The sequence below is a fragment of the Streptomyces sp. NPDC024017 genome (assembly GCF_040638895.1).
Taxonomy (GTDB): Bacteria; Actinomycetota; Actinomycetes; order Streptomycetales; family Streptomycetaceae; genus Streptomyces.
This window is the reverse complement of record NZ_JBEZYZ010000001.1, coordinates 587,287-610,794: the sequence shown is the minus strand read 5'-3', so window position 1 is coordinate 610,794 and position 23,508 is coordinate 587,287. Positions and strand designations below refer to the sequence as shown.

Genomic DNA, 23,508 nt, shown 5'->3' with positions numbered 1-23,508 from the left:
GCCGCCGGTGCGCCCCGGCGGCCCCTCCCCATCCCCTCCTGGTCCTGCCCCCGGTCCGTCCGTCACTACCGGGGCAGCACCGCGACGTACGCCGCAGGTTCGCGGTCGGCCGCGGCCATCAGGGCCGTGCGGATCACCGTCGCCTGCTGCTCCGGGGAGTCGCGGAGCTTGCGGGGCGTGATGTGGACGACCGTGATGCCGAGGCGCTCCAGGTGCTCGCGCTTGCGGGCGTACTCGGACCACTGGGCGTCGTCGTCCTGCCGGGGCGCCCGGGTGTCGAGCTCCACCGCCACCGCGTGGTCGGGCCAGTACGCGTCGAGGCCGCCGAGGTAGGGGCCGCCGGGCAGGCGCAGGTCGACGTTCCAGACCGGGTCGGGCAGGTCGTACTGGTGGACCATCCGGTAGAGGCGGTCCTCCGCGCGCGCCCGGCCCTCGGCGAGCAGCGACTCCACCGCGTCCACGACGTGGGGGCGGCTCAGCAGCCGGGCCTGGTTCAGTTCGCGGACCACCGCCGTCGGGTCGCAGTGGGCGCCGCGCACCGCCTCCGTGAGCAGTCGGCGGACGATGCCGGCGTCCGCGAGTTCGGCCACCGCGTCGGCCAGCGCGCGGGCGACCGGAGCCACCGGCACCCCCGTGACCTGCTCGGGGGCGGGCATGACGGGCGTGCGGACGATACGCGCGCAGCCCGTGGAGCGCAGCCGCCGCAGCCGCGGGACCAGGACGTCGATCGCGTCCAGGGACGGCAGCGGGGGAGTGGAGGAGAAGCCGTGCAGCGTCAGCGCGGCCAGGCCCGTGATCACCGCGTCGGGGTAGGCGGGGGCGTGCGGCCGGCCCGCGTCGGGCTGGGCCGGTACCCCGGTGCCGCGCTCCCGCGCCGCGTACATCAGCACCGCGTGCAGCCGCTCCTCGCTGGTCGGCGGGCCCGGGTGGAGCAGGACGACGCCCGGGAGGAACTGCTGCCAGGGGCCACCCGCGCGGCACTGCTCGTTCGTCTCGGCCGTGGAGACCCCGTGCGAGCGGAGCTGGGCCGTCGTCATCACACGGGGGCGGCCACCGCCGGACACGTCGTGCAGGGGGCGGGGGGAGAGCGGGGTGTTGTGGGTCATGACCCGCAATTTCCCGCGCTCAGACCCTCCTTGAACCGCTGTTACAGGTCCGTCGACAAATACGGACAACCCAGCACTAAAGGACGAATGTTCGGATGCCGAAAGCCCCTGGTCCGTTCGGGTGCGGACCAGGGGTTACGGCTCGAGGGGCACTCATCTCGTAACGAAGGAGGAACGCCCAAATCTCAGGCCAAAGCTACTGGTCAGAGGCCTGGTCGCACGTCTGTCCGCGCAACGCCCGTGCCAGATCGTCACGGGATTCCAGCACCAGCCGGCGCAGCGCCGGGGCCGCCTCCTTGTGAGCGTCGAGCCACGCGTCCGTGGCGTCCAGCGTCTCCTGGGACTGCTGGAGCGACGGGAACAGGCCCTGCACCACGTGCATGCCGATCTGGATCGACCGCTCCGCCCACACCCGCTCGATCGCCGCGAAGTACTTCTCGGCGTACGGCGCGATCAGCTCCCGCTGCGAGCCCTGGGAGAAGCCCGCGATGGTCGCCTCGACCATGGCGTTGGACAGCGCGTCCGACTCCACGACCTGCGCCCACGCCTGCGCCTTGACCGCCTCGGACGGGCGGGCGGCCAGACAGCGCACCTGGTGGCGCTTGCCGGAGGCCGTGTCGTCCCGGGTCAGCTCCTCGGCCAGCACCTTCTCGTCCACGGCCCCGTGCGCGGCCAGCGGCTCCAGGAACACCCAGCGCAGCTCCTGGTCCAGGTCGAGGCCCTCGACCGTCGCCGTGCCCGCGAGCAGGTCCCGCAGCAGCTCGAAGTCGGCCTCGGCGGTGGCCGTCCGGGCGAAGAAGCGCGCCCAGGCCAGCTGGTGCTCGCTGCCCGGACCGGCCGCGTACAGCTCACGCCGGGCGCCCTCGGCGAGCAGCCGGGCGGCCGTCTCGCGCCGGGCGGGCGCCGTGTAGTGCGTGACCGCCGACTCGGCCCACGCGTGCAGCATCTGCACGACGCCGATCCCGGACTCCCGCCCGCCGAATCGCAGCACCAGGTCCACGAAGTCCCGCGCCGGGAGCAACGCGTCGCGCGTCATGTTCCACAGCGCCGACCAGCACAGGGCGCGCGCGAGCGGGTCGGTGACCGCGCCCAGGTGCTCGCGCAGGGTCGCCAGCGAGGTCTCGTCGAAGCGGATCTTGCAGTAGGTCAGGTCGTCGTCGTTGACCAGGACCAGGTCGGGGGCGTCGGCCCCGGCCAGTTCCGCCACGACCGTCCGCGCGCCGTCGACGTCGGTCTCCACGCGCGCGTACCGCTCCAGCGCCCCGCCGCCCGTCACCCGGTACAGGCCCACCGCCACCCGGTGCGGGCGCAGTTCGGGGTGGGACTCGGCGGCCTCCTGCAGCACCGCCAGCTCCTCGACGCGGCCGTCCGCGCCCAGCAGCACCTGCGGCGTCAGCGAGTTCACACCGGCCGTCTGGAGCCAGGACCGCGACCAGGCGCTCATGTCCCGGCCGCTGGTCTCCTCCAGCACCGACAGCAGATCGCCGAGGCGCGTGTTGCCGTACGCGTGCCGCTTGAAGTAGCGCCGGGCGCCCTCCAGGAACGCCTCCTCGCCGACGTACGCCACGAGCTGCTTCAGCACCGACGCGCCCTTGGCGTACGTGATGCCGTCGAAGTTCAGCTTGGCGTCCTGCAGGTCGCGGATGTCCGCCGTGATCGGGTGCGTGGAGGGCAGCTGGTCCGCGCGGTAGGCCCAGGCCTTGCGGCGGTTGGCGAAGGTGATCCAGCCGTTCTCGAAGCGGGTCGCGCGGACCAGGGAGAACGCGCCCATGAAGTCCGCGAAGGACTCCTTCAGCCACAGGTCGTCCCACCACTCCATGGTGACCAGGTCGCCGAACCACATGTGCGCCATCTCGTGCAGGACGACGTTGGCCCGGCCCTCGTAGGACGCCTGCGTCACCTTCCCGCGGAAGATGAACTCCTCCCGGAACGTCACCAGGCCCGGGTTCTCCATCGCGCCCAGGTTGTACTCGGGCACGAACGCCTGGTCGTACTTCCCGAACGGGTACGGGTAGTCGAAGTGGTCGTGGAAGAAGTCCAGACCCTGCTTGGTGACCAGGAAGACGTCGTCGGCGTCGAAGTGGGGCGCGAGGCCCTTGCGGCACAGGGCGCCGAGCGGGATCTCCAGCGTCGTGCCGTCGTCGAAGGTGCGCGAGTAGGAGTCCGTCACGTAGTGGTACGGGCCCGCCACCACACAGGTGATGTACGTCGAGATCGGCTTGGTCTCGGCGAACCGCCACACCCCGTCGGCCTGCTCACCAGCCCCGTTGCTCCACACCGTCCAGCCCTCGGGCGCCCGCACCTCGAAGCGGTAGGGGGCCTTCAGGTCGGGCTGCTCGAAGTTGGCGAAGACCCGGCGCGAGTCGGCCGGCTCGTACTGCGTGTACAGGTACACCTCGCCGTCCTCGGGGTCGACGAAGCGGTGCAGGCCCTCGCCGGTGCGGGAGTAGGCGCACTGGGCGTCGACGACGAGCTCGTTGTCCGCGGCCAGGTCCTCCAGCGTGATCCGGGAGCCGTCGAAGACCTCGCCGGGGTCCAGATCACGGCCGTTGAGTGAGACGGCCGTCACACTCGGCGCGATCAGATCGGCGAAGGTGCTCGCCCCGGGCTCGTTGCAGCGGAACCGGATCGTCGTGACGGAGCGGAAGGTGCGGGGCCCGTCCCCTCGGTCCTCACCGACCGCGGACCGCAGGTCGAGGGACACCTCGTACCCGTCGACGCGCAGCAGGGCGGCCCGCTCCCGGGCCTCGTCGCGGGACAGATTCTCACCGGGCACGGGCGGCACTCCTCGAATGTCGTGGGGCAGGGCTGAGCAGCACCGATCCTGCCACGTGCACCTGACACGGGGCAGCCGGGAATGACGGGAACGCGTACCGGCGTTGCCCGAGAAACGGTTTCCTGCTGAGGAGAGACATGTCGGACAAGACCCCCGTCGACTTCTGGTTCGACCCGCTGTGCCCCTGGGCCTGGATGACCTCTCGCTGGGTGCTGGAGGTGGAGAAGGTCAGGGACATCGAGGTCCGCTGGCATCTCATGAGCCTCGCCGTCCTCAACGAGGACAAGCTGGACGAGCTGCCCGAGGAGTACCGCGAGCTGCTGGAGACCAAGGCGTGGGGCCCCGTCCGGGTCGTCATAGCCGCCCAGCAGGAGCAGGGCCCCGAGGTCCTCGGCGACTTCTACACCGCGCTCGGCACCCGCATCCACAACCAGGGCGAGGGTCCCGGCAAGGAGACCGTCGCCGCCGCCCTGAAGGACGTGGGCCTGCCCGAGTCCCTCCTGGAGCACTGGGACTCCACCCCGTACGAGGCTCAGCTGCGCGCCTCCCACAAGGAGGGCATCGACAAGGTCGGCCAGGACGTCGGCACCCCGGTCATCGCCGTGCCCGGCCCCGACGGCGAGCAGATCGCCTTCTTCGGCCCGGTCGTCACCCCGGCCCCGCAGGGCGAGGAGGCCGGCCGCCTCTGGGACGGCACCCTCGCCGTGGCCTCGGTCCCGGGCTTCTACGAGATCAAGCGCAGCCGCACCAAGGGCCCGGACTTCTCCAACCTGTAGGACTCACGCCGAGGCGCCGGCTCCCGGGTTCTGCAGTTCCTCCGGGAGCCGGCCCCCGCCGGCCTGATGCCCCCAGGGCTGATACCACCGGCAGCCCGCGGCGGTGCAGCGCCACAGGTCCGTGCGATCCGTCCCGATCGCCTTTCGCTCCGCGGGCTTGAGCGGCGTGAACACCTGCGTGCCGCTGCCGCCACAGGTCGGACAGTGCTTGTCCTTGAAGAACATCAGCCCCTCCTCGCGATCACCGCCAAGTCCGGGAAGTCGGTTACGACCGCATCGACCCCCATGCGGTAGTACAGCGCGTATTCGGCGAACGCGTCCCCGAAATCGTTCGCTCCGCTCCCGTGTCGGAATTCCGGCGGCAGGAACTGGTTCTCCGCGCGGAAGGTGTACGGCCCGATCCGCAGCCCCGCCGCGTGCGCGTCCGCGACGAGCGACGTGCCGGCGACCGAGGACTTGTCCGGCCCGATCCAGTCCGCGTACGCGGCGATCCGCGCGAGTCCCGCCGGGCTCATCATGTCCTTGTACGTCGTCGGATCGCCGGCCGCGACCAGGTCGTACGGCCCGCCCGTCGTCCCCAGCGCCTGCCACAGCGGCACGCCCAGCCGCTCCGCCGCGATCCGCTTCAGGCTCGTCGGCTCGAACGACTGCACCACGCACTCGCGCCGGCCGAGCCGGTTCCGACGGATCGCGGCCGCCAGCTTCGGCTCCAACGGCAGGCCGAGGGAACGGAAGTACGTGGGGTGCTTGGTCTCCGGGAAGACGGCGATCGTCCGGCCGTGCTCCCGCGACAGCCGCCGCGCCAGGTCGACGACCTCCTGGAAGGTCATGATCTCCGCGCGCCCGTCGAAGACGGTGTTGCGGTTGCGGACAGCGGGCAGCCGCTCCACCGCCCGCAGCGTCTTCAGCTCGGCCAGTGTGAAGTCCTCCGTGAACCAGCCGGTGACCGGCCGTCCGTCGACCGTCTTCGTCGTACGGCGGTCCGCGAACTCCGGGTGGCGGGCCACGTCGGTCGTCTGGGAGATCTCGTTCTCGTGCCGGACCACCAGCACGTGGTCCTTCGTCGGCACCAGATCCGGTTCGATCCAGTCGGCCCCGGTCTGCACGGCGTACGTGTACGAGGGCGCCGTGTGCTCCGGGCGCCAGCCGGCCGCGCCGCGGTGGCCGATGACGATCGGGCCGCCGCCCTTGCCGGGTTCGGCCGCCGCCGGGGCGGCCGTGGCCGCCGTGGCCGTTCCCGCGGCCGCCGCGAGCAGGAGAGATCGGCGTCTCAGGTGCATCCAAGTCCCTTTCGTCACAGGTGTGTTCAGGCCCGCGCGCGGGTCCGTGCCCCGGCCAGCCGGTCCAGGTGCTCCGTGTAGCCCCTGGTGTAGAACGCCGCCCGGTCCGGGTCCGGCTCGACGACCGCCGTCGGTTTCGTCCACGCCGTCGCGTCCAGCGGCACCCCGTACCGCTCGGCCGCCGCCAGGACCGCCCCCCGCGCTCCCACCTCGCCCTCGACGACCCGCAGCGGCCGGCCCAGCACATCGGCCAGCAGCCGCATCCAGGCGGAGCTGCGGGTGCCGCCCCCGCACACGGCCAGGTTCCCGGTGAGGCCCGCCGCCTCCAGGCAGTGCCGGGCCGCGTACCCGATGCCCTCACAGGTGGCACGGACCAGATCACCCCGGGTCGACTCCAGGGAGACACCGGTGAGTTCGGCGCGCAGACGCGGCTCGACGAAGGGGGCGCGCTCGCCGGAGGGCGCGAAGTACGGCAGCACCCGGACGCCGTGCGCGCCCGGCGGCGTCTCATCCAGCAGGCCGTCCACCTCGTCGTGCCGCACCCCGGTCGTCGACAGCACCCAGTCCAGCGCCGCCGTCCCGACCATCGCGGGCATGGCGCGCAGCCAGTGCCCGGGCCGGTCCGTGGAGATGTACAGGCCGGCCGGTTCGCCGGTCAGGTCGAGCTCGGTCGTGGCGACCAGACTGGCCAGACAGGTGCCGACGATCAGCAGACCGTCCCCCGGGGACGTGACCCCGGCGCCCAGCGCGCAGGCCGGCAGATCGTACGGCCCGTTCGCGATCCGGGTCCCGGACGGCAGGCCCTCGCCCCGCGCCCCGGCCGTCGCGACCGGGTCGCTGACCGGGGCGAGCAGACCCCGGCGGTGCGTCAGCCCCAGCAGCTCGACGACCCGGTTGTCGTACGCCCGGGTCCGCGGGTCCAGGAACGGCATGGACGCGTCCGACACATCCGTCGTGGGCCCGGTGTCCGTCAGCCGCTGGAACACCATGTCCTTGCAGTACAGGGCGGCCTTCGCTGCGTCCAGCGCCTTCGGTTCGTGACGGTCCAGCCACGCCAGCAGCGGCCCCGGGCACCCCGGGAACATCGCGCTGCCCGTCCGCCGGAACACCGTGTCGAACGTGCCGTCCGCCAGCCACCGGTCGACCAGTTCGTGCGCCCGCCCGTCCATCCACGAGGCGGCGGGGCGCACCGGCCGGCCTTCTCCGTCGACCAGCCACACCCCGTCGCCCTGCCCCGTGAGCCCGGCCAGCTCGACCGGCTCCGGGACCCGTTCGGTGACCTCGCCGAGCACGGCGACGACCGCCCCGTACACCTCCTCCATGTCCTGCTCGACGACCCCGCCGTGCAGGGAGAGGTCCACCGGGCGGGACGCCACGGCGAGTTCACGGCCGGTGGCGTCGAAGGCCGCCGCCTTGACCATGGACGTGCCCACATCGATACCGACGTACATGCGGCTCTCCTCCAGGTCTCAGGTCAGACAGTGCGCGAGCGGCTCCCCGCGCACCCAGCGGCCCACCTCTTCGGCGGCGATCCGCGCCGCCTTCTCCGCCACGGCCCGCGACGCCCCGCCCAGGTGCGGGGTCAGCACCACCCGGTCGGCCTGCCCCAGCAGCCGGGACTCCGCCGGCAACGGCTCCCGCTCGTACGTGTCGAGCGCCGCCGCCGCCACCTGGCCGCTGTCCAGCGCGTCGCACAGCGCGCCCTCGTCCAGCAGCGGGCCCCGGGCCACGTTCACCACCACCGCGCCGGACGGCAGCAGCCCCAGTTCCCGGGCGCCGATCAGACCCCGCGTCTCGGGCGTGAGCCGGGCGTGCAGGGTGATCACCCGGGAGCGGCGCAGGAGGTCGTCGAGCGAGGCCACGCGCAGGCCGTGGATCTCGCCGTGCACATACGGGTCGTAGACCATCACCCGCGCCCCGAACGCGCACAGCACGCGCGCGACCCGGCTGCCGACGGCCCCGTACCCGACCAGCCCGACGGGCAGGTCCTCCAGCTCCAGTCCGCTCTGCTCGTACGTGTAGTACGTCGCTCCCTCCCAACTGCCCTGCCCGGCGAGCGGGGTGTGGGCCTGGGGGATGCGGCGCAGGGCCGCCAGCATCATGCCGAGGGTGAACTCGGCGGTGGCGGCGGCGTTGCGGCCCGGCGCGAAGCACACTCGCACGTCACGCTTCCTGGCCGCGTCCAGGTTGACGTTGACCGGCCCGCCCCGGCAGACCACGACCAGCTTCAGATCCGGGCAGGCGGCGAGGACCTTCTCGGTGACCGGGCCCATCTGCGTGACCAGGACCTGCGCCCCGGCCAGCGCCTCGATCATCTGGTCCTCGGCGTCGCTGGCCTCCTGCACCTCGGCGACCGGGCCGAACGGCTCCAGCGGCCAGCCGAGTTTCAGTTCCCTGACGTCCGCCCGTCCCACTTCGTGCTGCACCGCCCGCGTGATCAGGGACGGCAGGACGAAGTGGTCGCCGGCGGCCACGACACGCACGCTGTTTACGTCAGTCATCGCAGTGAGGCTCCTGTCTCGGCGTCGAAGACATGGGTGTGCCGGGGGTCGGCGGCGACCCGGACCCGCTCGTCGTGGGCGAGCCGTACCTCGGGGTCGGTGAGGACGACCAGATGCCGTTCGACACCGTCCAGGGCGAGGGTGGCCAGGCCCGACTCCAGAAGCGGTTCGTGGGCGACGACCCGGGCGGGCAGGCCGTCTTCGGCGGTGAGCCGGACGTCCTCGGGGCGGACCCCGACCACCACCTCTCGCCCCCGGTCCACCGGCACGGGCAGGGCGATCCGCACCGAGTCGGAGAGCCGGGCGTGACCGTCGCCGCCGGAGATACCGGGCAGCAGGGTGATCGCGGGCTCGCCGACGAAGTCCGCGACGAACACGTTGGCCGGGCTGTCGTAGATCTCGTAGGGGGTGCCGAGCTGCTGGATGACGCCGTCCTTCATCACGGCGATCCGGTCGGCGAGGGAGAGGGCCTCCTCCTGGTCGTGGGTGACCAGGATCGTGGTGTGGCCCAGGTCCTTCTGAATGCGCTTGAGTTCACGGCGGGTGGTGTCGCGCTGCGCCGCGTCCAGGTGGGAGAGGGGTTCGTCGAGCAGCAGCACGTCCGGTTCGCGGATCAGGGCCCGGGCCAGGGAGACGCGCTGCTTCTGGCCGCTGGAGAGGCCGGCCGGGCGGGCGCCGAGGAGGTCGGTCAGGCCGACCCGTTCGGCGATCTCCTTCACCTTGCGGTCGACGTCACCGCGGGCGGCCCTGCGCCGGGCCTTCAGGCCGAACGCCAGGTTCTCCGCGACCGACAGCGGCGGGTACAGCGCGTAGTTCTCGAAGGCGACCCCGATGTTCCGCTGCTGCGCGGGCCGCTCGACGACCGACGCCCCACCGACCAGGATGTCCCCGCCGGTGACCGGCTCAAGACCGGCGATCATGCGGAGGGTCGTCGACTTGCCGCAGCCCGACGGCCCGAGCAGCCCGAGCAACTCCCCGGACCCGAGGCTCAGGTCGATGCCGCGTACGGCGTCCACCGAAGGCCGCCCCCGCGACCGATAGGTCTTCCGCAGCTCACGTAGCTCCAGTCCCGTCATGGCCGCCCTTCGTCGCGCAAACCTCGTAACGGACCTTGTGCTCGTCCAGATCCCGCAGCGCCTCCGCCGACGCCCCGTCGTCCACCAGGAGCAGATCGAAGCGGGACAGCGGGACGACCCGGTGCAGGGCGACCCGGCCGAGCTTGGTGTGGTCGACCAGCAGGACGTTCCGTGCCGCCGCGTCGAGCATCGCCCGCTTCACGGACACGATGTGCTGCTCCTGGTGGTAGGCGTAACCCCCGTGCACGGCCGACGTCGACGCGAAGCACACATCCACCCGGAGCTGCTCGACCGCCTCCACGCACGACACCCCGAGGAACGAGGAGTGCAGCGGGTCGTAGTCGCCGCCGAGCGCCATCAGGTGGATGCCCCGCTGGTCGGAGAGGAGGTTGATGGCCTCCAGGAAGTTGGTGACGACCGTCAGCGGCGTGACCTCGGCCGTGCGCAGCCGCCTGGCTATCTCCAGCGTGGACGTGGAGTCGTCCAGCAGGATCGCCATCCCGGGCTCCACCATCCGCACCGCGTGCTCGGCGACGGCGGCCTTCTCGGCCCGCATGCTCTTCAGCCGGTACTGCACGTTCGACTCGAAGACCCCCGACGGCTGCGCGGTCACCCCGCCCCGGAACTTCCGTACGATGCCCTGCCGTTCGAGCTCGTCGAGGTCCCGGTGGATGGTCATCAGGCTCACCCCGAACCGCTCGGCGAGCTCCGCCGCCGTCGCCGAGCCGTCGGCCAGCACCTGCTCGGCCATGGCGGCCTGGCGTGCCGCGGGCCCGTGCTGTCCACCACTGCTGCTGCTCATGACTGTGTCTCTATCCGTCGTCCCGGTCGCTCCGGCCGGTCGGCCTCGAACAGCAGCAGGTTCTCAGGCCGGACCACGAGCCGTACCGGATCGTCCGGACGAAGGCGCGCCGCGTCCGCCCGGGGGGCCACCAGCGACACCCGCTGCTCCCCGGTCCCGAGCCGGACGGTGACCTCCACGGACCGGCCGAGCACCTCGGTGACGTACACGGTCCCGGTCAGTTCGTGGCCCTCGCCGTGCAGGGCGATGTCCCGGGGGCGCAGGCCGACCAGGACGTCCGTGCCCGGTGCGGCCCGGGCCCGGACCGGCAGGTCCACACCGCCGTCCGAGCGCACGCCGCTCTCCGTCACCACCCCAGGCAGCAGGTTGATCCGGGGCCGGCCGAAAGCCCGCGCGACCTCGGTGTCGTGGGGCCGGTACCAGATCTCCTCCCGGGTGCCCGTCTGCACGATCCGCCCCTGCCGGATGACCCCGATCCGGTCGCCGAGCGCCAGCGCCTCGACCGAGTCGTGGGTGACGTAGAGGGTGGTGGTGTGCTGCACGGCCCCGATCGCCTTGAGCTCGGCCCGCATCTGCTGGCGGAGCTTGGCGTCCAGGTGGGAGAGCGGCTCGTCGAGCAGGAAGGCCCGGGCGGGGCGGACCAGCACCCGGCCGAGGGCGACGCGCTGCCGCTGGCCGTTGGACAACTGGCCCACGGGCCGGTCCAGCAGCCCCGAGATGCCGAGCAGTTCGGCGATCGCGCCGATCCGCTGACGGGCCTCGGCGGCGGGCAGCCGGTGCCGGGGCGAGCGCAGCGGCGAGGCCAGGTTGTCGTAGGCCGAGCGGTGCGGGTAGAGGGCGTAGCTCTCGAAGCACATCGCCACGCCCCGGTCGTACGGCTCGACACCCCGCATGTCCTCGCCGTCGAGCACGACGGTGCCGGAGTCGGGCTGTTCGAGCCCGGCGACGGTCTTCAACGTGGTGGTCTTGCCCGCGCCGGACGGCCCGAGCAGGCAGAAGAACTCGCCCTCCCGCACCTCCAGTTCGAGCTCGTCGAGCGCGAGCGTCTTCCCGTACGCCTTGCGTATCCCGCTCAGCCGGATCATGACTTCACCGCCCCGAACGACAGGCCCCGCACCAGATACCGCTGGATCGTCAGGGCCAGCAGCAGTGGCGGTACGACGGAGACCAGCGCGGCGGCGGCCGTGAGGTTGTACTTGGGCCGGTCCCCGCCGAGGAAGGAGAGGGCGCCCACGGTCACCGTCTGGGCCTCGTTGGAGGTGAGGATCAGCGGGAAGACGAAGTTGTTCCAGGCGAAGATGAACGCCAGCAGCGACACGGCCGCGATGCCCGGCTTGACCAGCGGCAGGGCCACCTTGAAGAACGCCTGCTTGCGGGTGTAGCCGTCGAGCAGGGCCGCCTGCTCCAGCTCGGGGGTCAGATCGGCGAAGTAGGACCGCATGATCCACACGATCAGCGGCAGTGTGACGAGCTGCAGCACCCACACCATGCCGACGTACGTGTCGAACAGGCCGAGCTTCTGGTAGAGCACGAACAGCGGGATGATGACGGTCAGCTCGGGCGCGAAGCGGAACGACAGCAGCGTGAACATCAGGTTCTCCGAGCCCTTGAACCGCCACCGCGCCGAGGCGTACGCCGCCGGCAGGCCCACCACCAGCGACAGCACGACCGCCCCCACCGACACCACCAGGCTGTTGACGAAGAACCGCACGAACGGGATGCCCTCGCTGTCACCGAGGACCGTCCGGTAGCCGTCGAGGGTGGGCGAGAAGGAGAAGTAGGTGGAGAAGAGCTGGTCGGCCGGCTTCAGCGACAGGATCACCATCCAGGCGATCGGGAACAGCGCGAAGACGAAGTAGAGGATCAGGGCGGTGTCGCACAGCCACCCCACCAGGCGCTTCCTCATGTGGTCACCTCCGCGGCCTTCCGCTGGATCTTCCCCAGGTGCTTCACCAGCACCATCGCGGCCAGGTACACCACGGCCCACAGCACGATCGTGTAGCTGATCCCGAAGGAGTAGCGCTGGAAGCGGATGGCCTCCAGATACGCCCGGATCTGCAGGACGACCGTCGAGTCACCCGGCCCGCCTTCCGTCAGGGCGTAGATGATGTCGAACACCTTCAGCGAGTCCATGAACCGGAAGATCACCGCGACCAGCACGTACGGCCACAGCATCGGCAGCGTCAGCCGCCGGAACGTGTACCACCACCCCGCGCCGTCCACGGCCGCCGCCTCGAACGGGGAGGTGGGCAGCGACCGCAGACCGGCCAGGGCGAGGATCGCCACGAACGGGGTGTAGACCCACACGTCCACGGCGATCGACGACAGCAGCGCACCCGTCGGGGTGTCGGTCCACTGCACGCCGCCGAGACCGAAGGGCCTCAGCAGGTGGTTGACCACCCCGACCGACGGCTGGAGCATCAGCTTCCAGATGATCGCCGCGATCACCGGGGCGATCATCAGCGGCAGGATCAGGATCTTCTCCAGGATCCGGCCCAGCAGGGTCGAGCGGTGCAGCAGCAGGGCGACGGTCACCCCGAGCACGGTCTCCACGAGGGCCGCCCCGACCGCGTACAGCACCGTCACCCACGCCGAGTTCCAGAACGCCTCCTGCGTGAAGACGGTCGCGTAGTTCTCGAACCGCACCATGTCCGGCTGCGGTTTGCTCGCCGAGAAGTCGAACAGCGTGTAGTACAGCCCGAGCCCGAAGGGATAGAGGATCCCGCAGGTCAGCAGCAGTGCCGGGACGATCAGGAGGTACGGGCGCAGGGTGAGCCGCCACCCCATCGGCTAGCCCACCTTGCCAGCGAGGTCGTCCGCCAGCCCGTCCAGGACCGACTTCGCGCCCTGGCCGCCGTAGATTTCCTGGAGGGCCGCGGCCCAGCTGGTCGTCGCGTCGAAGAACTGCGCCTGCGGGGTGAACTGGATCTTCGTCTGGTCGACGACCGTCTCGAAGGTCTCCAGGAAGCCCGGCAGATGCCGCATCTTGTCCTTGTACGCGGCGTCGTCGGCGACGGACTTGCGCACCGGGTCGATGTGGTTGTGCGTGATCGCGCTCTTGCGCAGGTGCTCCTTGCCGGTCGCCCACTGCAGGAACAGCCAGCTGGCGCTCTTCTTCTTGCTCTTGGCGTTCATGCCGAGCGACCAGATCCACATGTTGGTGGCGAGCGACCCGTCCGGCCCCTTCGGCCCGGGGTGGAAGGCGATCTTCCCGGAGGCGGGGCTGGCGCCCTTCACCGCCTGGAAGTAGGCGGCGGTGTCGGCGTCGAAGAGCATCCCGGCCTTCTTCGCGCCGAGGTCGCTGGAGCACTGGTACCAGGTGTACGACGTCCAGGACGGCGGTCCGCCCCGCTTGACCATGCGGGCCCAGTCCTCGGTGAAGGCGACGGCCTCGGGGCTGTTCATCGCGGGCGTGAGCTTCCCGCCGTCGACCGTGAAGTCCTTCAGCCCGTTGCGGGCGTACATCGTCATGAAGCCCGGGTGGATCGTCGCCCAGCTCCTGGACCCGCGCACGGCGATCCCGTACATCCCGTCGAACCCGGCGCCCGGTGCCTTCCGCTTGATGGTGCCGGCGAGTTCGGTCAGCTCGTCGAACGTCTCGGCCGGTTTCACACCGAGCTTGCGGAACACCTCGGTGTTGTACGCGACGACGTTGGTCTCCCAGCCCCACGGCAGCGCGTACTGCCCGCCCTGGCCGAGCGGCGCCCCCGCCTTCAGCGACCACTGGTCGGCCTGGAGCAGGTTGGGGAAGAAGTCCGCCTGGTCCCATTCGGCGCCCGTCGCCGAGGAGTTGCGCATCCAGGGGCCGAGATCCTCCAGCCAGTTCGGCGGCCCGTACTGCCACACCATGTACGCGCCGAGCATGAAGACGTCGTAGGAGGCACGCCCGCTGGACAGGTCCACGGTGAGCTTGTCGAAGTAGTTGTCCTCGGGGAAGACGTCGTACTCGACCTTGATGCCGGTCTTCGCCGTGAACGACTTGAGGTCGGCGATGAGGGCGTCCGTGTACGGATGCTTGTTGAGCAGCGCCTTGACGGTGGTGCCCTTCTCCCGCTTCCAGTCGAAGGAACCGGTGACGTCGTCCGCGGCGGAGCCGTCGCTCTTGTCGTCGTTCCCGCCGAAGCCGGCGCCGCAGGCCGCGAGAAACGGGGCCGCCGCCGCCCCGGCGGCGAGGGCGAGGAAGCGCCGGCGGTCGTGCACGTGCGTGTCCATCCGTACCTCCGCGTGGAGCCTGGTTAACACGTCGAGTCGACTCGTTAACAGAGGGTGGAACGGCTGAAGTTGGGCGTCAATCCCTCGCGCACGGGAAAATATCGGGGCACAGTGAGAAGTTCACAGATCCGACTGCGACGGCGTGGGAGGTTCCGGATGGTGGACGAGGGTGCGGGCTGGCTGGGCGTCGACCTGGGCACGCAGAGCGTCCGCGTGCTGCTCGTGACCGCCGACGGCACGGTCCTCGGCAGCGGCTCGGCCCCGCTGACGGGCCGGCGGGACGGGGTGCGGCACGAGCAGGACCCGCTGCGGTGGTGGGCGGCGCTGTGCACGGCGTCCCGGGCGGCCCTCGGCTCCGCGCCCAGGGGTCTGCCGATCGGCGGACTCGCGGTGTGCGGCACGTCCGGCACGGTCCTGCTGACGGACGGCTCGGGCCGTCCGGTGAGCCCCGCGCTGATGTACGACGACGGACGGGCGAAGACCGAGGCCGCTCGGGCCCGGGAGGCCGGGCTCGCGGTCCAGGACACCTGGGCGCTGCCGAAGGCGCTGTGGCTGCTGGGGGAGTACGGCGGCACCTCGCTGCGCCTGGCGCACCAGCCCGACCTGATCGTCTCCCGGCTCACGGGGGAGCCGCCCCCGGCCGATTCCAGCCATGCCTTGAAGACGGGCTACGACCTGGAGGGCGACCGCTGGCCGACGGCCGAGCTGGCTCGACTCGGCGTCCCCGACGGCCTGTTCCCCGGTGTCGTGCCCCCGGGGACGCTCCTCGGCGAGGTCGGCCCGGCAGCCGCCGACGCCACCGGCATCCCCGTCGGCACACCGGTGCTCGCCGGGATGACCGACGGCTGCGCGGCCCAGATCGCGTCGGGCGCGCTGCGGCCCGGCTCCTGGAACTCCGTGCTCGGCACCACGCTCGTACTGAAGGGCGCCGCCCGCGACCCGGTCCGCGACCCCACCGGCGTGGTCTACAACCACCGTGCCCCGGACGGCACATGGCTGCCCGGCGGGGCGTCGAGCGTCGGGGCCGGGGCACTGGCGGCGCACTTCCCGAAGGCCGACCCGGCGGAGATGGACGCACCGGCCAGGGCGTTCGAACCGTCGAGTGCGGTCGCCTACCCCCTCGTCTCGCCGGGGGAGCGGTTCCCGTTCCGGGCACCGGAGGCGACGTCGTTCGTCCTCGGTGACCCAGCGGAGGACGCCGACCTGTGGGCCGCGCTGCTCCAGGGCGTCGGCTTCGCCGAACGCCTGTGCCTGGACTATCTGCACCACCTCGGTGCCCCGCTCGACGGCCCGCTCACCTTCACGGGCGGCGGTGCGCGCAGCCCGTACTGGAACCAGCTGCGCGCCGACATCCTGGGCCGCCCGGCCCGCGTCCCCGAGCAGACGGAACCGGCCCTGGGCATGGCGGCGCTGGCCGCGTACGGGGCCTCGGGCGCCGGTGCGCTCGCGGACGTCGCCGAGCGCATGGTCCGCGTGCGGACCGTCGTCGAACCCCGCCCCGGCCGCACGGCGGTCTTCGCCGAGCCGTACGCGCGTCTGGTCGACGCCCTGCGGGACCGCGGCTGGCTGCCCGGCCAGGTCGCCGCGCACGCACACAGCCGTCTGAGCCGGGATACTTCCGGGTCATGAGTACGACCCTCCTGCTGGTCCGCCATGGACAGACCGTCTGGCACGCCGAGAACCGCTACGCCGGCATCAGCGACATCGCCCTCACCGACACCGGCCGCACCCAGGCCGAGGCCCTCGGCCGGTGGGCCGCCGCCCACCCGGTCGACGCGATCTGGACGTCCCCGCTGTCCCGCGCCGTCGCCACCGCCGAGCCCGCCTGCCAGGCCCTCGGCCTCACCCCCCAGAGCGAACCCCACCTGCGTGAATGCGACTTCGGCGTGCTCGAAGGCCGTACGCTCGCCGAGTTCGAGGCCGAGGACCCGGAGTGGGCCGCGGCCTACCGGGCCGACCCGGTGGGGCACTCCTTCCCCGGCGCCGAGGACCCGCTGGCCGCGGCGGCTCGCGGCGTGCGCGCCCTGCGGGACATCGCCGCCTCCCACCCCGGCGAACGCGTCCTGGTGGTCGCCCACAACACCCTGCTGCGCCTGGTGTTGTGCACACTGCTGTCGATCCCGGTCGGCGAGTACCGCAGAGTGCTCCCGCGGTTGCGGAACGCGGCGATCAGCGAACTGCGCATGAACTCCGACGGTTCCGCCGCACTCCTCTCACTCAATGTGCCGTGCGAGACGGATGTGCCGTAGCACTATGAGCACATGACGCAGATCGACACCTCGGTGCCGCATTCGGCCCGGATCTGGAACTACTGGCTGGGCGGCAAGGACAACTACCCCGTGGACGAAGCGGCCGGTGACGCGTACACCGCCGTCTTCCCCGGCATCGTCACCATCGCCCGCAGCAGCCGCGCCTTCCTCGGCCGCAGCATCCGGTACCTCGTCGAGGAGGCCGGCGTACGGCAGTTCCTCGATGTCGGCACGGGCCTGCCGACCGTCGACAACACCCACGAGGTCGCCCAGCGCCTCGCCCCCGAGGCGCGGATCGTCTACGTCGACAACGACCCGCTGGTCCTCGCCCACGCCCGCGCCCTGCTCACCTCCACCCCCGAGGGCGCGACGGCGTACGAGCCCATCAACCTCCACGAGCCGGAGCGGATCGTCGAGGCCGCCGGGAAGACCCTCGACCTCACCCGGCCCACGGCCCTGATCCTCAGCGGCATCCTGGGGCACGTGACGGACTACGAGCAGGCCCGCGACCTGGTCCGCCGCCTCCTGGCCGGTCTGCCGTCGGGCAGCTACCTCTCCCTCAACGAGGGCTCCCGCGGCACGGATCCGGCCTACGAGCAGGCACAGGACGCCTACAACGAGACGGGCGCGGTCCCGTACTTCCTGCGGCCGGTCGAGCAGATCGAGGCGTACTTCGAAGGCCTGGAGCTGGTGGAACCGGGCGTGGTGTCGGTACCGCTGTGGCACCCGGAGCCGGGCGCGCCGACCGAGCCGATCGGACAGCACGGCGGCCTGGGCCGCAAGCCGTAGCCCGCACAAGGGAAAGCCCCCGCGAGTCACGTCCTCGCGGGGGCTTCCTTCTTTCCGCCTGCCGTCGTGAAGGGTGAGAAGACGATCACGAGGCAGGACGACTCAGCGGCGGGCCGTTGTCAGGGCGCCAGGAGAAGCACATCCGCCCGGGACCTGGCCGCCTCGTAACGCCGCGCCACGTCCTGCCAGTTGACGACCCGCCACATGGCCTCGATGAAGTCGACCTTCTGGTTGCGGTACTGGAGGTAGAAGGCGTGCTCCCAGGCGTCGAAGACGAGGATCGGGGTGGCGCCCTGGCCGACGTTGCCCTGGTGGTCGTAGACCTGCTCCACGATCAGCCGCCCGCTCAGCGGCTCGTGGGCGAGCACGCCCCAGCCCGAACCCTGTGTGGTGGCCGACGCCTTGGACAACTGCGCCTTGAAGCGGGCGAAGGAACCGAAGGACTCGGTGATCGCGTCCGCGAGCTCACCCACCCCGTCCTGCGCCAGCGGCTCACCGCCACCGTCCTTCGGTCCGGTCATGTTCTGCCAGTAGATGCTGTGCAGGATGTGCCCGGACAGGTGGAAGGCCAGGTTCTTCTCCAGCCCGTTGATCGACCCCCACGTCTCCTTGTCCCGCGCCTCGGCAAGCTGCTCCAGCGTGTCGTTGGCGCCCTTCACATAGGCGGCGTGGTGCTTGTCGTGGTGCAGCTCGATGATCTCGGGGCTGATCACGGGAGCGAGTGCGGAGTAGTCGTAGGGCAGATCAGGCAGCGTGTAGACGGGCATGGGCGGGTTCCCCTCCGGACCTTATTGCAACCAACTTGCAAGTACACGCTAGCAGCAATAAGGGCGCCGGGCCGGGCGGACGCGCGGAACGGCGGTGCGCGTTGGGTGGAGCGCGACCTACTATCGGTTCTCGTAGGAAGGGGGCGGCCATGGGGCCCGAGATCGCCGAACTCGCCAGAACCGCGGGAACGACGATGGTGACGCTGATGGCCGGCCAGGCCTGGGAGTCGGCCCGCGAGGGCCTCGTCTCCCTCTGGCAGCGCTTCCAGCCCGACCGTGCGGAGGCCGTCAGCGGCGAGCTGGAGGCCACCCGTGAGGACCTCCTGCTCGCCCAGCGGACCGGTGATGCCGACACCGAGTCCGAACTCACCGCCGAATGGCAGGCGAGGGTCCGTCGGCTCCTGGTCGCCCGGCCCGAGGTGGCCGACGAACTGCGCCGGATACTCGCGGAGTTGAGCCCTCAGTCCGCGGAGGCACAGTCCTCGGTGGAGGTTCGACTGCGCGCCGAGGTCTCCGGCAGCGGCCGGGTGTACCAGGCCGGACGCGACCAGCACATCACCGAACGATGAGCGAGCTCGGCGCCCGGGCCTCGGGGCAGGGGCGCATCTTCCAGACCTCCGGCGACCAGCACATCGAGGAACACCACCATCACTACGGGGCCGGTGCGGGCGGCCCGCTGTTCGGACGGGAGGCCGCGCTCTCCGCGGGTGCCGGACCGACCGCTCCCGACTCCGTCCGGATGCCGCTGGTCGGCCGGCCGCCGGGCATCCTGCGCGACCGTGAGCAACTCCGCGAGACGCTCGGCGCGGCCGTCGCCGGACCCGGCGGTGAGGTACACGTCGTGCACGGCATGGGCGGCTGCGGCAAGACCGCGCTGGCGTACTGGCTGTTCAACGAGGCGGTGCGCGAACACGGGCGGGTGGGTTTCTGGGTGAACGCGTCCGAGCTGATGTCCCTGCGCGCCGGGATGCTGGCGGTTGCGGGTGACCGCGGCGCGGGGGCGGGCGAGCTCGCCGCCGCGGCAGCGGGCCGGCGCGCAGCCGCCGACCTCGTCTGGCACCACCTCGACCACTCCACCGACCCCTGGCTGCTCGTCCTCGACAACGCCGACGACCCGACGGTCCTGGAGAGCGGTGCCTGGCTCCGGTCCAGCGGCCGCGGGCTGGTGCTGGTCACGACCCGCCACGCCACGTCGCCGCTGTGGCGGGGGCCGGGCGTGCACCGGCACCCGCTGGGCGTCCTGCCGTTGGAGGAGGCGGCCCAGGTGCTGTGCGACCTCGCGCCGGACGCGGGCGACCTGGCATCGGCACGGAAGGTCGCCGAGCGCCTGGGCCGTCTGCCACTCGCCCTCACGCTCGCGGGCTCCCATCTCTCCCACCAACTCCTGGAGTCGTGGTCCATGGACGAGTACGACCGCAAGCTCGGCGAGGAGTCGACGGTGATCGTCGACCGGGGAGCGGCCGGACACGGTGGCAGCCAGTCCCGCCAACTGGTGGGCCGCACCTGGCAGCTGTCGCTGGACGCCCTGGCGGGGCAAGGGCTTCCCGAGGCGACGACGCTGCTGCGGTTGCTGTCGTTCCTGGCCGCGGACCCAGTGCCCTTGATCGTGCTGGTGCCGGTGGCCCGGGGAGAGGTGACCGTCGAAGGGCTCGAACCCGCCCTTCGCCCGGAACAGTTGGAGCCGGCGCTGAAGGGCCTGATCGACCACTCGCTGGCCGAACTGGTCACGGTGGACGGGGTGCGCTGCGTGCGGGCCCACGGGGTGCTGCTCGACAGCGTCGCCGGGGGAGTGCCCGAGGACCGGCGGGCGATCGTCGCAACAGCTGCGGCCTCGCTCCTGGAGGCCGCCCTGCCCGGCGAGGGTTCCGACTCTCCCGCGACGCGCAGCCGGCTCGCCCTGCTGACACCGCACGTGACGAGACTGCTCGCGGTGGCCGCTGACGAACGGACCGCGATCCTCGGAGTCCGGACCCTGCGGCAGGTCTACGAATCGGGGGACTACGCGGCGGCACTGGCGCTCGCGCCCACGGCCGTCGAAGCCGCCCGTGACGTCCTCGGTGCTGAGCACAGGCTGGTCCTGGATGCCCAGCACCTGCAAGGCACGGCGCTGTTCCGGATGGGGCGGTTCGCCGAGGCCGAGGCCATGCACCGCAGGGTGCTGGAACGCCGGGAGGCTCTGCTCGGCGCCGATGACGTGGAGACGCTCCACAGCTGTGCCGCGCTGTCCCAGTCGCTCGATCTGCTCGACCGGGACGAGGAGGCCGAGAGCTGGGGCAGGCGGGCGCTGGACGGCTACCGGCGGACGCTGGGGGAGGACAGCCCGGAGGCGTTGTTCATCTGGTGCGGGCTGATCGAGATCCTGCCCCAGCTCGGCAAGGAGCGGGAGTTCGCGGAGGAGGGGCCGGCGCTCGTCGGGGCCTGCGAGCGTGCCCTGGGGCCGGACCATCCCACGACGGTGCTGGCCCGGCACGACTACGCCGGTGGCCTGTTCGAGTTCGGCCGCCACGAAGAGGCCGAACCCATGGCGCGCCAAGTGCTGGCCGACCGGACCCGGCTCCAGGGCCCGGACCATCCCCTCACCCTGTCGGCGACCTCCCTCACCGCCCGGATCGCCCACGGTCTGGGCAGGATCGACGAGGCCATCGGGCTCATGAAGGAGCTGTCCGAACGCCGGGCACGGGTGCTCGGCCACGAGCACCCGTTCGCCGCCCACGACCGGGCCTGGGTCACCGCCTGGCAGGCCGAGGCCCGGGGTTGATCAGGCCTCGGTCCTGGCCCGCACCCGCTGCCACCCGTACCCGACCGCCGCCAGGACCAGGACCATCCCGCCCGTCGAGTACAGCTGCACCCGCGTGTCCGGCTCCCGGGCCATCAGGACGAAGACCGCGGCCATGCCGGCCAGGGCGACCCAGGTCAGCCAGGGGAACGCCCACATGCGTACGGCCAGCTTGTCGGGTGCCTCGCGTTCCAGGCGGCGGCGCAGGCGCAGCTGCGAGACGGCGATGAAGATCCAGACGACCAGGATCACCGCGCCGATCATGTTCAGCAGCCAGGGGAAGACGTCGTTCGGCCGCCAGTAGCTCAGCAGCACGCACAGGAACCCGAAGACCGAGGACGCCAGGACGGCGATCCGCGGCACCCCGCCCGAGACCCGGCCCAGCCCCTTCGGGCCCTGGCCGCGCTCCACCAGCGAGTAGGCGATGCGGGAGGCACCGTAGATGTTGGCGTTCATGGCGGACAGCAGGGCCACCAGGACGACCACGTTCATCAGCTGGCCGGCGCCCGGGATGCCGAGCTCGTCGAGGGCGGCGACGTACGGGCCCTTCTCGACGACCGCCTTGGAGTCCCACGGCACCAGGGTGACGATGACGGCCATCGAGCCGATGTAGAACAGCGCGATGCGCCACATCGCCGTGCGGACGGCGGTCGCGACGCCCTTGACGGGGTTCTCCGACTCGGCCGCCGCGATGGTGACCGTCTCCAGGCCGCCGTAGGCGAAGACCGACGCGAGCAGGCCGATGACCAGGCCCTCACCGCCGTTCGGCAGGAAGTCCGTGAGGTGGCTCGCGCCGGGGGAGTCCGTGCCGGGCAGGATCCCGAGGATCGCCAGGACCCCGAGCACCAGGAACAGGGTGATCGCGCCGACCTTCAGCGCCGCGAACCAGAACTCGAACTCGCCGAAGTTCTTCACGGCGGCGAGGTTCGTGCCGCAGAAGACGACCATGAACAGCGCGACCCACGCCCACTCCGGGGTGCCCGGCAGCCAGCCGCTGACGATCTTCGCGGCGCCGATGCCCTCCAGGCCCACGGCCGTGCAGAGCAGCACCCAGAACGACCAGCCGGCGGTGAATCCGGCCCAGGGGCCGATCGCCCGCTCCGCGTGCGCCGAGAACGACCCCGACGACGGATACGCGGCCGACATCTCGCCGAGCATCCGCATCACCAGCATCACGAGGACACCGGAGAGGGCGTAGGCGACCACGATCGACGGACCGGCCGCGGCGATACCGGCACCGGAGCCGACGAACAGACCGGCTCCGATCACCCCGCCGAGGGCGATCATCGACAGGTGGCGCTGCTTCAGGCCATGGGAGAGGGAGGCGTCGTCCGTGCTGGGCGGCGTCCCAGTGGTGGTGCTGGGCATGGGCGCGGCTCGTCCTATGCGTGAGAGGCGTACGAGAGCAAAAACGCCGCCAGTCTCGGATGCCTCTCCGCTCACACGGAGAGGCATCCCACTATGCGGACAGCCGCGTCGCTCTGTGTGGCTAGGCGGCGACCGGCGTGTAGTGCGAGGCGTCGCCCTCGATGACGTAGCTCTCCTTGCCCTCGATGCCCACGGGGACGTCCCCGGCGACGGTCACCCGGTGCAGGCGCCGGGGCCGGCCGTCGTAGTTGTCGACGGCGTAGTGCTGGGTGATGCGGTTGTCGAACAGGACGAGCTGGTTCGGCGACCAGCGGTGGCGCAGGATGTTCTCCGGCCGGGTGACGTACGCCTGGAGCAGGTCAAGGATCTTGCGGGACTCGCCGGCCGACAGGCCCACGATCCGCTGGGCGAAGCCGCCGATGAACAGCCCGCGCTCACCGGTCAGCGGGTGGACACGGACCACCGGGTGCACCGTGCGGTACTTGATCGAGGTGAACTGGGCGCGCCGGGCGGCCTGCTCCTCGTCGACGTCCTCCTCCGGGACGGCGTAGTCGTAGTCGTTGGTGTGCTCGGCCCACAGCGTGTCGGCGAGCCGCCGCAGCGACTCGGGCAGGTCCCGGTAGGCGGCGGCGGAGCTGGCGATCAGCGTCTCCCCGCCGTAGGGCGGGACCGTGACGCTGCGCAGGCTGGTGGCCTGCGGCGGGTTCAGGACGAAGGTGACGTCGGTGTGCCAGTGGTTGGCGGCCCGGCCCCCCTCGCTGTCGACGGGCAGCACGTTCGGGGCGCCGTCGACGGCGGACACCGTCGGATGGGCGGTGGTGATGTCGCCGAAGTGGCGGACGAAGGCCTGCTGGCCCGCGTCGTCGAGGCCCTCCGCGTCGAAGACCAGGGCCTTGTGGGCGTTGAGCGCCTCACGCACGGCGGTGGAGGTCTCCTGGTCGAGGGGCTTGGTGAGGTCGAGGCCCTCGACGCGGGCGCCGATGTTCGCGGTGACCTTGTGGATCTCGATGGTCATGACGGGTTCCTTCCG

The 23,508-nt window shown here is 71.5% G+C and carries 21 protein-coding genes; 6 read left to right on the top strand and 15 right to left on the bottom strand.

The window, feature by feature from the left end:
- Positions 1-65: 65 nt before the first annotated feature.
- Both AB0G20_RS02805 and pepN read right to left on the bottom strand, forming a co-directional pair.
- On the bottom strand, positions 66-1,106 hold the full coding sequence (locus tag AB0G20_RS02805) for a hypothetical protein (protein WP_361294742.1): 1,041 nt from the start codon (positions 1,104-1,106) through the stop codon (positions 66-68).
- Positions 1,107-1,302: 196 nt separating this feature from the next.
- On the bottom strand, positions 1,303-3,882 hold the full coding sequence (gene pepN / locus AB0G20_RS02800) for an aminopeptidase N (RefSeq protein ID WP_361294739.1): 2,580 nt from the start codon (positions 3,880-3,882) through the stop codon (positions 1,303-1,305).
- A gap of 137 nt (positions 3,883-4,019) precedes the next feature.
- Between pepN and AB0G20_RS02795 the strand changes: the two genes are divergently transcribed.
- Positions 4,020-4,658, top strand: a complete 639-nt coding sequence (locus AB0G20_RS02795) for a DsbA family protein (protein WP_361294736.1) — start codon at positions 4,020-4,022, stop codon at positions 4,656-4,658.
- A gap of 3 nt (positions 4,659-4,661) precedes the next feature.
- On the opposite strand, the gene AB0G20_RS02790 is transcribed toward AB0G20_RS02795, so the two are convergent.
- Genes AB0G20_RS02790 through AB0G20_RS02745 form a run of 10 tightly spaced genes read right to left on the bottom strand, consistent with a single transcriptional unit; the run spans position 4,662 to position 14,529 of the window.
- Positions 4,662-4,883, bottom strand: a complete 222-nt coding sequence (locus AB0G20_RS02790; RefSeq protein WP_361294733.1) for a hypothetical protein — start codon at positions 4,881-4,883, stop codon at positions 4,662-4,664.
- Positions 4,883-5,938, bottom strand: a complete 1,056-nt coding sequence (locus AB0G20_RS02785) for a glycerophosphodiester phosphodiesterase family protein (protein ID WP_361294730.1) — start codon at positions 5,936-5,938, stop codon at positions 4,883-4,885. The genes AB0G20_RS02790 and AB0G20_RS02785 overlap by 1 nt, the downstream gene beginning before the upstream one ends.
- A gap of 26 nt (positions 5,939-5,964) precedes the next feature.
- On the bottom strand, positions 5,965-7,389 hold the full coding sequence (locus tag AB0G20_RS02780) for an FGGY-family carbohydrate kinase (protein ID WP_361294727.1): 1,425 nt from the start codon (positions 7,387-7,389) through the stop codon (positions 5,965-5,967).
- Positions 7,390-7,407: 18 nt separating this feature from the next.
- Positions 7,408-8,439, bottom strand: coding sequence for a 2-hydroxyacid dehydrogenase (locus tag AB0G20_RS02775; protein WP_361294724.1), 1,032 nt, complete (start codon positions 8,437-8,439; stop codon positions 7,408-7,410).
- Complete coding sequence (locus tag AB0G20_RS02770; protein ID WP_361294721.1) at positions 8,436-9,515, bottom strand: ABC transporter ATP-binding protein; 1,080 nt, start codon at positions 9,513-9,515, stop codon at positions 8,436-8,438. Before AB0G20_RS02770 ends, AB0G20_RS02775 begins: the two co-directional genes overlap by 4 nt.
- Positions 9,493-10,317, bottom strand: coding sequence for a DeoR/GlpR family DNA-binding transcription regulator (locus AB0G20_RS02765; protein ID WP_361294718.1), 825 nt, complete (start codon positions 10,315-10,317; stop codon positions 9,493-9,495). Before AB0G20_RS02765 ends, AB0G20_RS02770 begins: the two co-directional genes overlap by 23 nt.
- A complete protein-coding gene (locus AB0G20_RS02760; protein WP_361294715.1) occupies positions 10,314-11,402 on the bottom strand; it encodes an ABC transporter ATP-binding protein in 1,089 nt (362 codons plus the stop codon). Before AB0G20_RS02760 ends, AB0G20_RS02765 begins: the two co-directional genes overlap by 4 nt.
- On the bottom strand, positions 11,399-12,223 hold the full coding sequence (locus AB0G20_RS02755) for a carbohydrate ABC transporter permease (protein ID WP_062926869.1): 825 nt from the start codon (positions 12,221-12,223) through the stop codon (positions 11,399-11,401). The genes AB0G20_RS02760 and AB0G20_RS02755 overlap by 4 nt, the downstream gene beginning before the upstream one ends.
- Positions 12,220-13,104 (bottom strand): sugar ABC transporter permease, encoded by an 885-nt coding sequence (locus AB0G20_RS02750; RefSeq protein WP_361294712.1) that lies wholly within the window; start codon positions 13,102-13,104, stop codon positions 12,220-12,222. The genes AB0G20_RS02755 and AB0G20_RS02750 overlap by 4 nt, the downstream gene beginning before the upstream one ends.
- A gap of 3 nt (positions 13,105-13,107) precedes the next feature.
- Complete coding sequence (locus tag AB0G20_RS02745; RefSeq protein WP_361294709.1) at positions 13,108-14,529, bottom strand: sugar ABC transporter substrate-binding protein; 1,422 nt, start codon at positions 14,527-14,529, stop codon at positions 13,108-13,110.
- 156 nt (positions 14,530-14,685) lie between these two features.
- Here AB0G20_RS02745 and AB0G20_RS02740 point away from each other — a divergent pair, with 156 nt between their 5' ends.
- The 3 genes from AB0G20_RS02740 to AB0G20_RS02730 are packed head-to-tail and all read left to right on the top strand — an operon-like array spanning position 14,686 to position 17,567.
- The gene (locus AB0G20_RS02740; RefSeq protein WP_361294706.1) at positions 14,686-16,158 is read left to right on the top strand and encodes an FGGY-family carbohydrate kinase; all 1,473 of its coding nucleotides are present in this window, start codon (positions 14,686-14,688) and stop codon (positions 16,156-16,158) included.
- On the top strand, positions 16,155-16,778 hold the full coding sequence (locus AB0G20_RS02735) for a histidine phosphatase family protein (RefSeq protein ID WP_361294703.1): 624 nt from the start codon (positions 16,155-16,157) through the stop codon (positions 16,776-16,778). Before AB0G20_RS02740 ends, AB0G20_RS02735 begins: the two co-directional genes overlap by 4 nt.
- Before the next feature lie 12 nt (positions 16,779-16,790).
- On the top strand, positions 16,791-17,567 hold the full coding sequence (locus AB0G20_RS02730; RefSeq protein ID WP_361294700.1) for an SAM-dependent methyltransferase: 777 nt from the start codon (positions 16,791-16,793) through the stop codon (positions 17,565-17,567).
- A 119-nt stretch (positions 17,568-17,686) separates the two neighbouring features.
- Here AB0G20_RS02730 and AB0G20_RS02725 read toward each other — a convergent pair whose 3' ends face one another.
- Positions 17,687-18,334: a superoxide dismutase gene (locus AB0G20_RS02725; RefSeq protein ID WP_361294697.1), complete on the bottom strand. Its 648-nt coding sequence runs from the start codon at positions 18,332-18,334 to the stop codon at positions 17,687-17,689.
- A gap of 149 nt (positions 18,335-18,483) precedes the next feature.
- Here AB0G20_RS02725 and AB0G20_RS02720 point away from each other — a divergent pair, with 149 nt between their 5' ends.
- On the top strand, positions 18,484-18,903 hold the full coding sequence (locus AB0G20_RS02720) for a hypothetical protein (RefSeq protein WP_361294694.1): 420 nt from the start codon (positions 18,484-18,486) through the stop codon (positions 18,901-18,903).
- Positions 18,900-21,092 carry a tetratricopeptide repeat protein gene (locus AB0G20_RS02715; RefSeq protein WP_361294691.1) on the top strand — a complete coding sequence of 731 codons (2,193 nt, stop codon included), beginning with the start codon at positions 18,900-18,902 and terminating at the stop codon, positions 21,090-21,092. The genes AB0G20_RS02720 and AB0G20_RS02715 overlap by 4 nt, the downstream gene beginning before the upstream one ends.
- On the opposite strand, the gene AB0G20_RS02710 is transcribed toward AB0G20_RS02715, so the two are convergent.
- Both AB0G20_RS02710 and AB0G20_RS02705 read right to left on the bottom strand, forming a co-directional pair.
- Positions 21,093-22,478 carry an amino acid permease gene (locus tag AB0G20_RS02710; RefSeq protein ID WP_361294688.1) on the bottom strand — a complete coding sequence of 462 codons (1,386 nt, stop codon included), beginning with the start codon at positions 22,476-22,478 and terminating at the stop codon, positions 21,093-21,095.
- Between the two features lie 121 nt (positions 22,479-22,599).
- Positions 22,600-23,493 carry a TauD/TfdA family dioxygenase gene (locus tag AB0G20_RS02705; protein WP_361294685.1) on the bottom strand — a complete coding sequence of 298 codons (894 nt, stop codon included), beginning with the start codon at positions 23,491-23,493 and terminating at the stop codon, positions 22,600-22,602.
- Between the last annotated feature and the right edge of the window lie 15 nt (positions 23,494-23,508).

Excerpts from the sequence above, each read along its gene's own strand:
- AB0G20_RS02785 (WP_361294730.1), bottom strand. The coding sequence starts at position 5,938 with ATGCACCTGAGACGCCGATCTCTCCTGCTCGCGGCGGCCGCGGGAACG.
- AB0G20_RS02770 (WP_361294721.1), bottom strand. The coding sequence starts at position 9,515 with ATGACGGGACTGGAGCTACGTGAGCTGCGGAAGACCTATCGGTCGCGG.
- AB0G20_RS02745 (WP_361294709.1), bottom strand. The coding sequence starts at position 14,529 with ATGGACACGCACGTGCACGACCGCCGGCGCTTCCTCGCCCTCGCCGCC.
- AB0G20_RS02750 (WP_361294712.1), bottom strand. The coding sequence starts at position 13,104 with ATGGGGTGGCGGCTCACCCTGCGCCCGTACCTCCTGATCGTCCCGGCA.
- AB0G20_RS02765 (WP_361294718.1), bottom strand. The coding sequence starts at position 10,317 with ATGAGCAGCAGCAGTGGTGGACAGCACGGGCCCGCGGCACGCCAGGCC.
- AB0G20_RS02805 (WP_361294742.1), bottom strand. The coding sequence starts at position 1,106 with ATGACCCACAACACCCCGCTCTCCCCCCGCCCCCTGCACGACGTGTCC.
- AB0G20_RS02790 (WP_361294733.1), bottom strand. The coding sequence starts at position 4,883 with ATGTTCTTCAAGGACAAGCACTGTCCGACCTGTGGCGGCAGCGGCACG.
- AB0G20_RS02795 (WP_361294736.1), top strand. The coding sequence starts at position 4,020 with ATGTCGGACAAGACCCCCGTCGACTTCTGGTTCGACCCGCTGTGCCCC.
- AB0G20_RS02735 (WP_361294703.1), top strand. The coding sequence starts at position 16,155 with ATGAGTACGACCCTCCTGCTGGTCCGCCATGGACAGACCGTCTGGCAC.
- AB0G20_RS02755 (WP_062926869.1), bottom strand. The coding sequence starts at position 12,223 with ATGAGGAAGCGCCTGGTGGGGTGGCTGTGCGACACCGCCCTGATCCTC.
- AB0G20_RS02720 (WP_361294694.1), top strand. The coding sequence starts at position 18,484 with ATGGGGCCCGAGATCGCCGAACTCGCCAGAACCGCGGGAACGACGATG.
- AB0G20_RS02730 (WP_361294700.1), top strand. The coding sequence starts at position 16,791 with ATGACGCAGATCGACACCTCGGTGCCGCATTCGGCCCGGATCTGGAAC.
- AB0G20_RS02715 (WP_361294691.1), top strand. The coding sequence starts at position 18,900 with ATGAGCGAGCTCGGCGCCCGGGCCTCGGGGCAGGGGCGCATCTTCCAG.
- AB0G20_RS02760 (WP_361294715.1), bottom strand. The coding sequence starts at position 11,402 with ATGATCCGGCTGAGCGGGATACGCAAGGCGTACGGGAAGACGCTCGCG.
- AB0G20_RS02705 (WP_361294685.1), bottom strand. The coding sequence starts at position 23,493 with ATGACCATCGAGATCCACAAGGTCACCGCGAACATCGGCGCCCGCGTC.
- AB0G20_RS02725 (WP_361294697.1), bottom strand. The coding sequence starts at position 18,334 with ATGCCCGTCTACACGCTGCCTGATCTGCCCTACGACTACTCCGCACTC.
- AB0G20_RS02740 (WP_361294706.1), top strand. The coding sequence starts at position 14,686 with ATGGTGGACGAGGGTGCGGGCTGGCTGGGCGTCGACCTGGGCACGCAG.
- AB0G20_RS02775 (WP_361294724.1), bottom strand. The coding sequence starts at position 8,439 with ATGACTGACGTAAACAGCGTGCGTGTCGTGGCCGCCGGCGACCACTTC.
- AB0G20_RS02780 (WP_361294727.1), bottom strand. The coding sequence starts at position 7,389 with ATGTACGTCGGTATCGATGTGGGCACGTCCATGGTCAAGGCGGCGGCC.
- AB0G20_RS02710 (WP_361294688.1), bottom strand. The coding sequence starts at position 22,478 with ATGCCCAGCACCACCACTGGGACGCCGCCCAGCACGGACGACGCCTCC.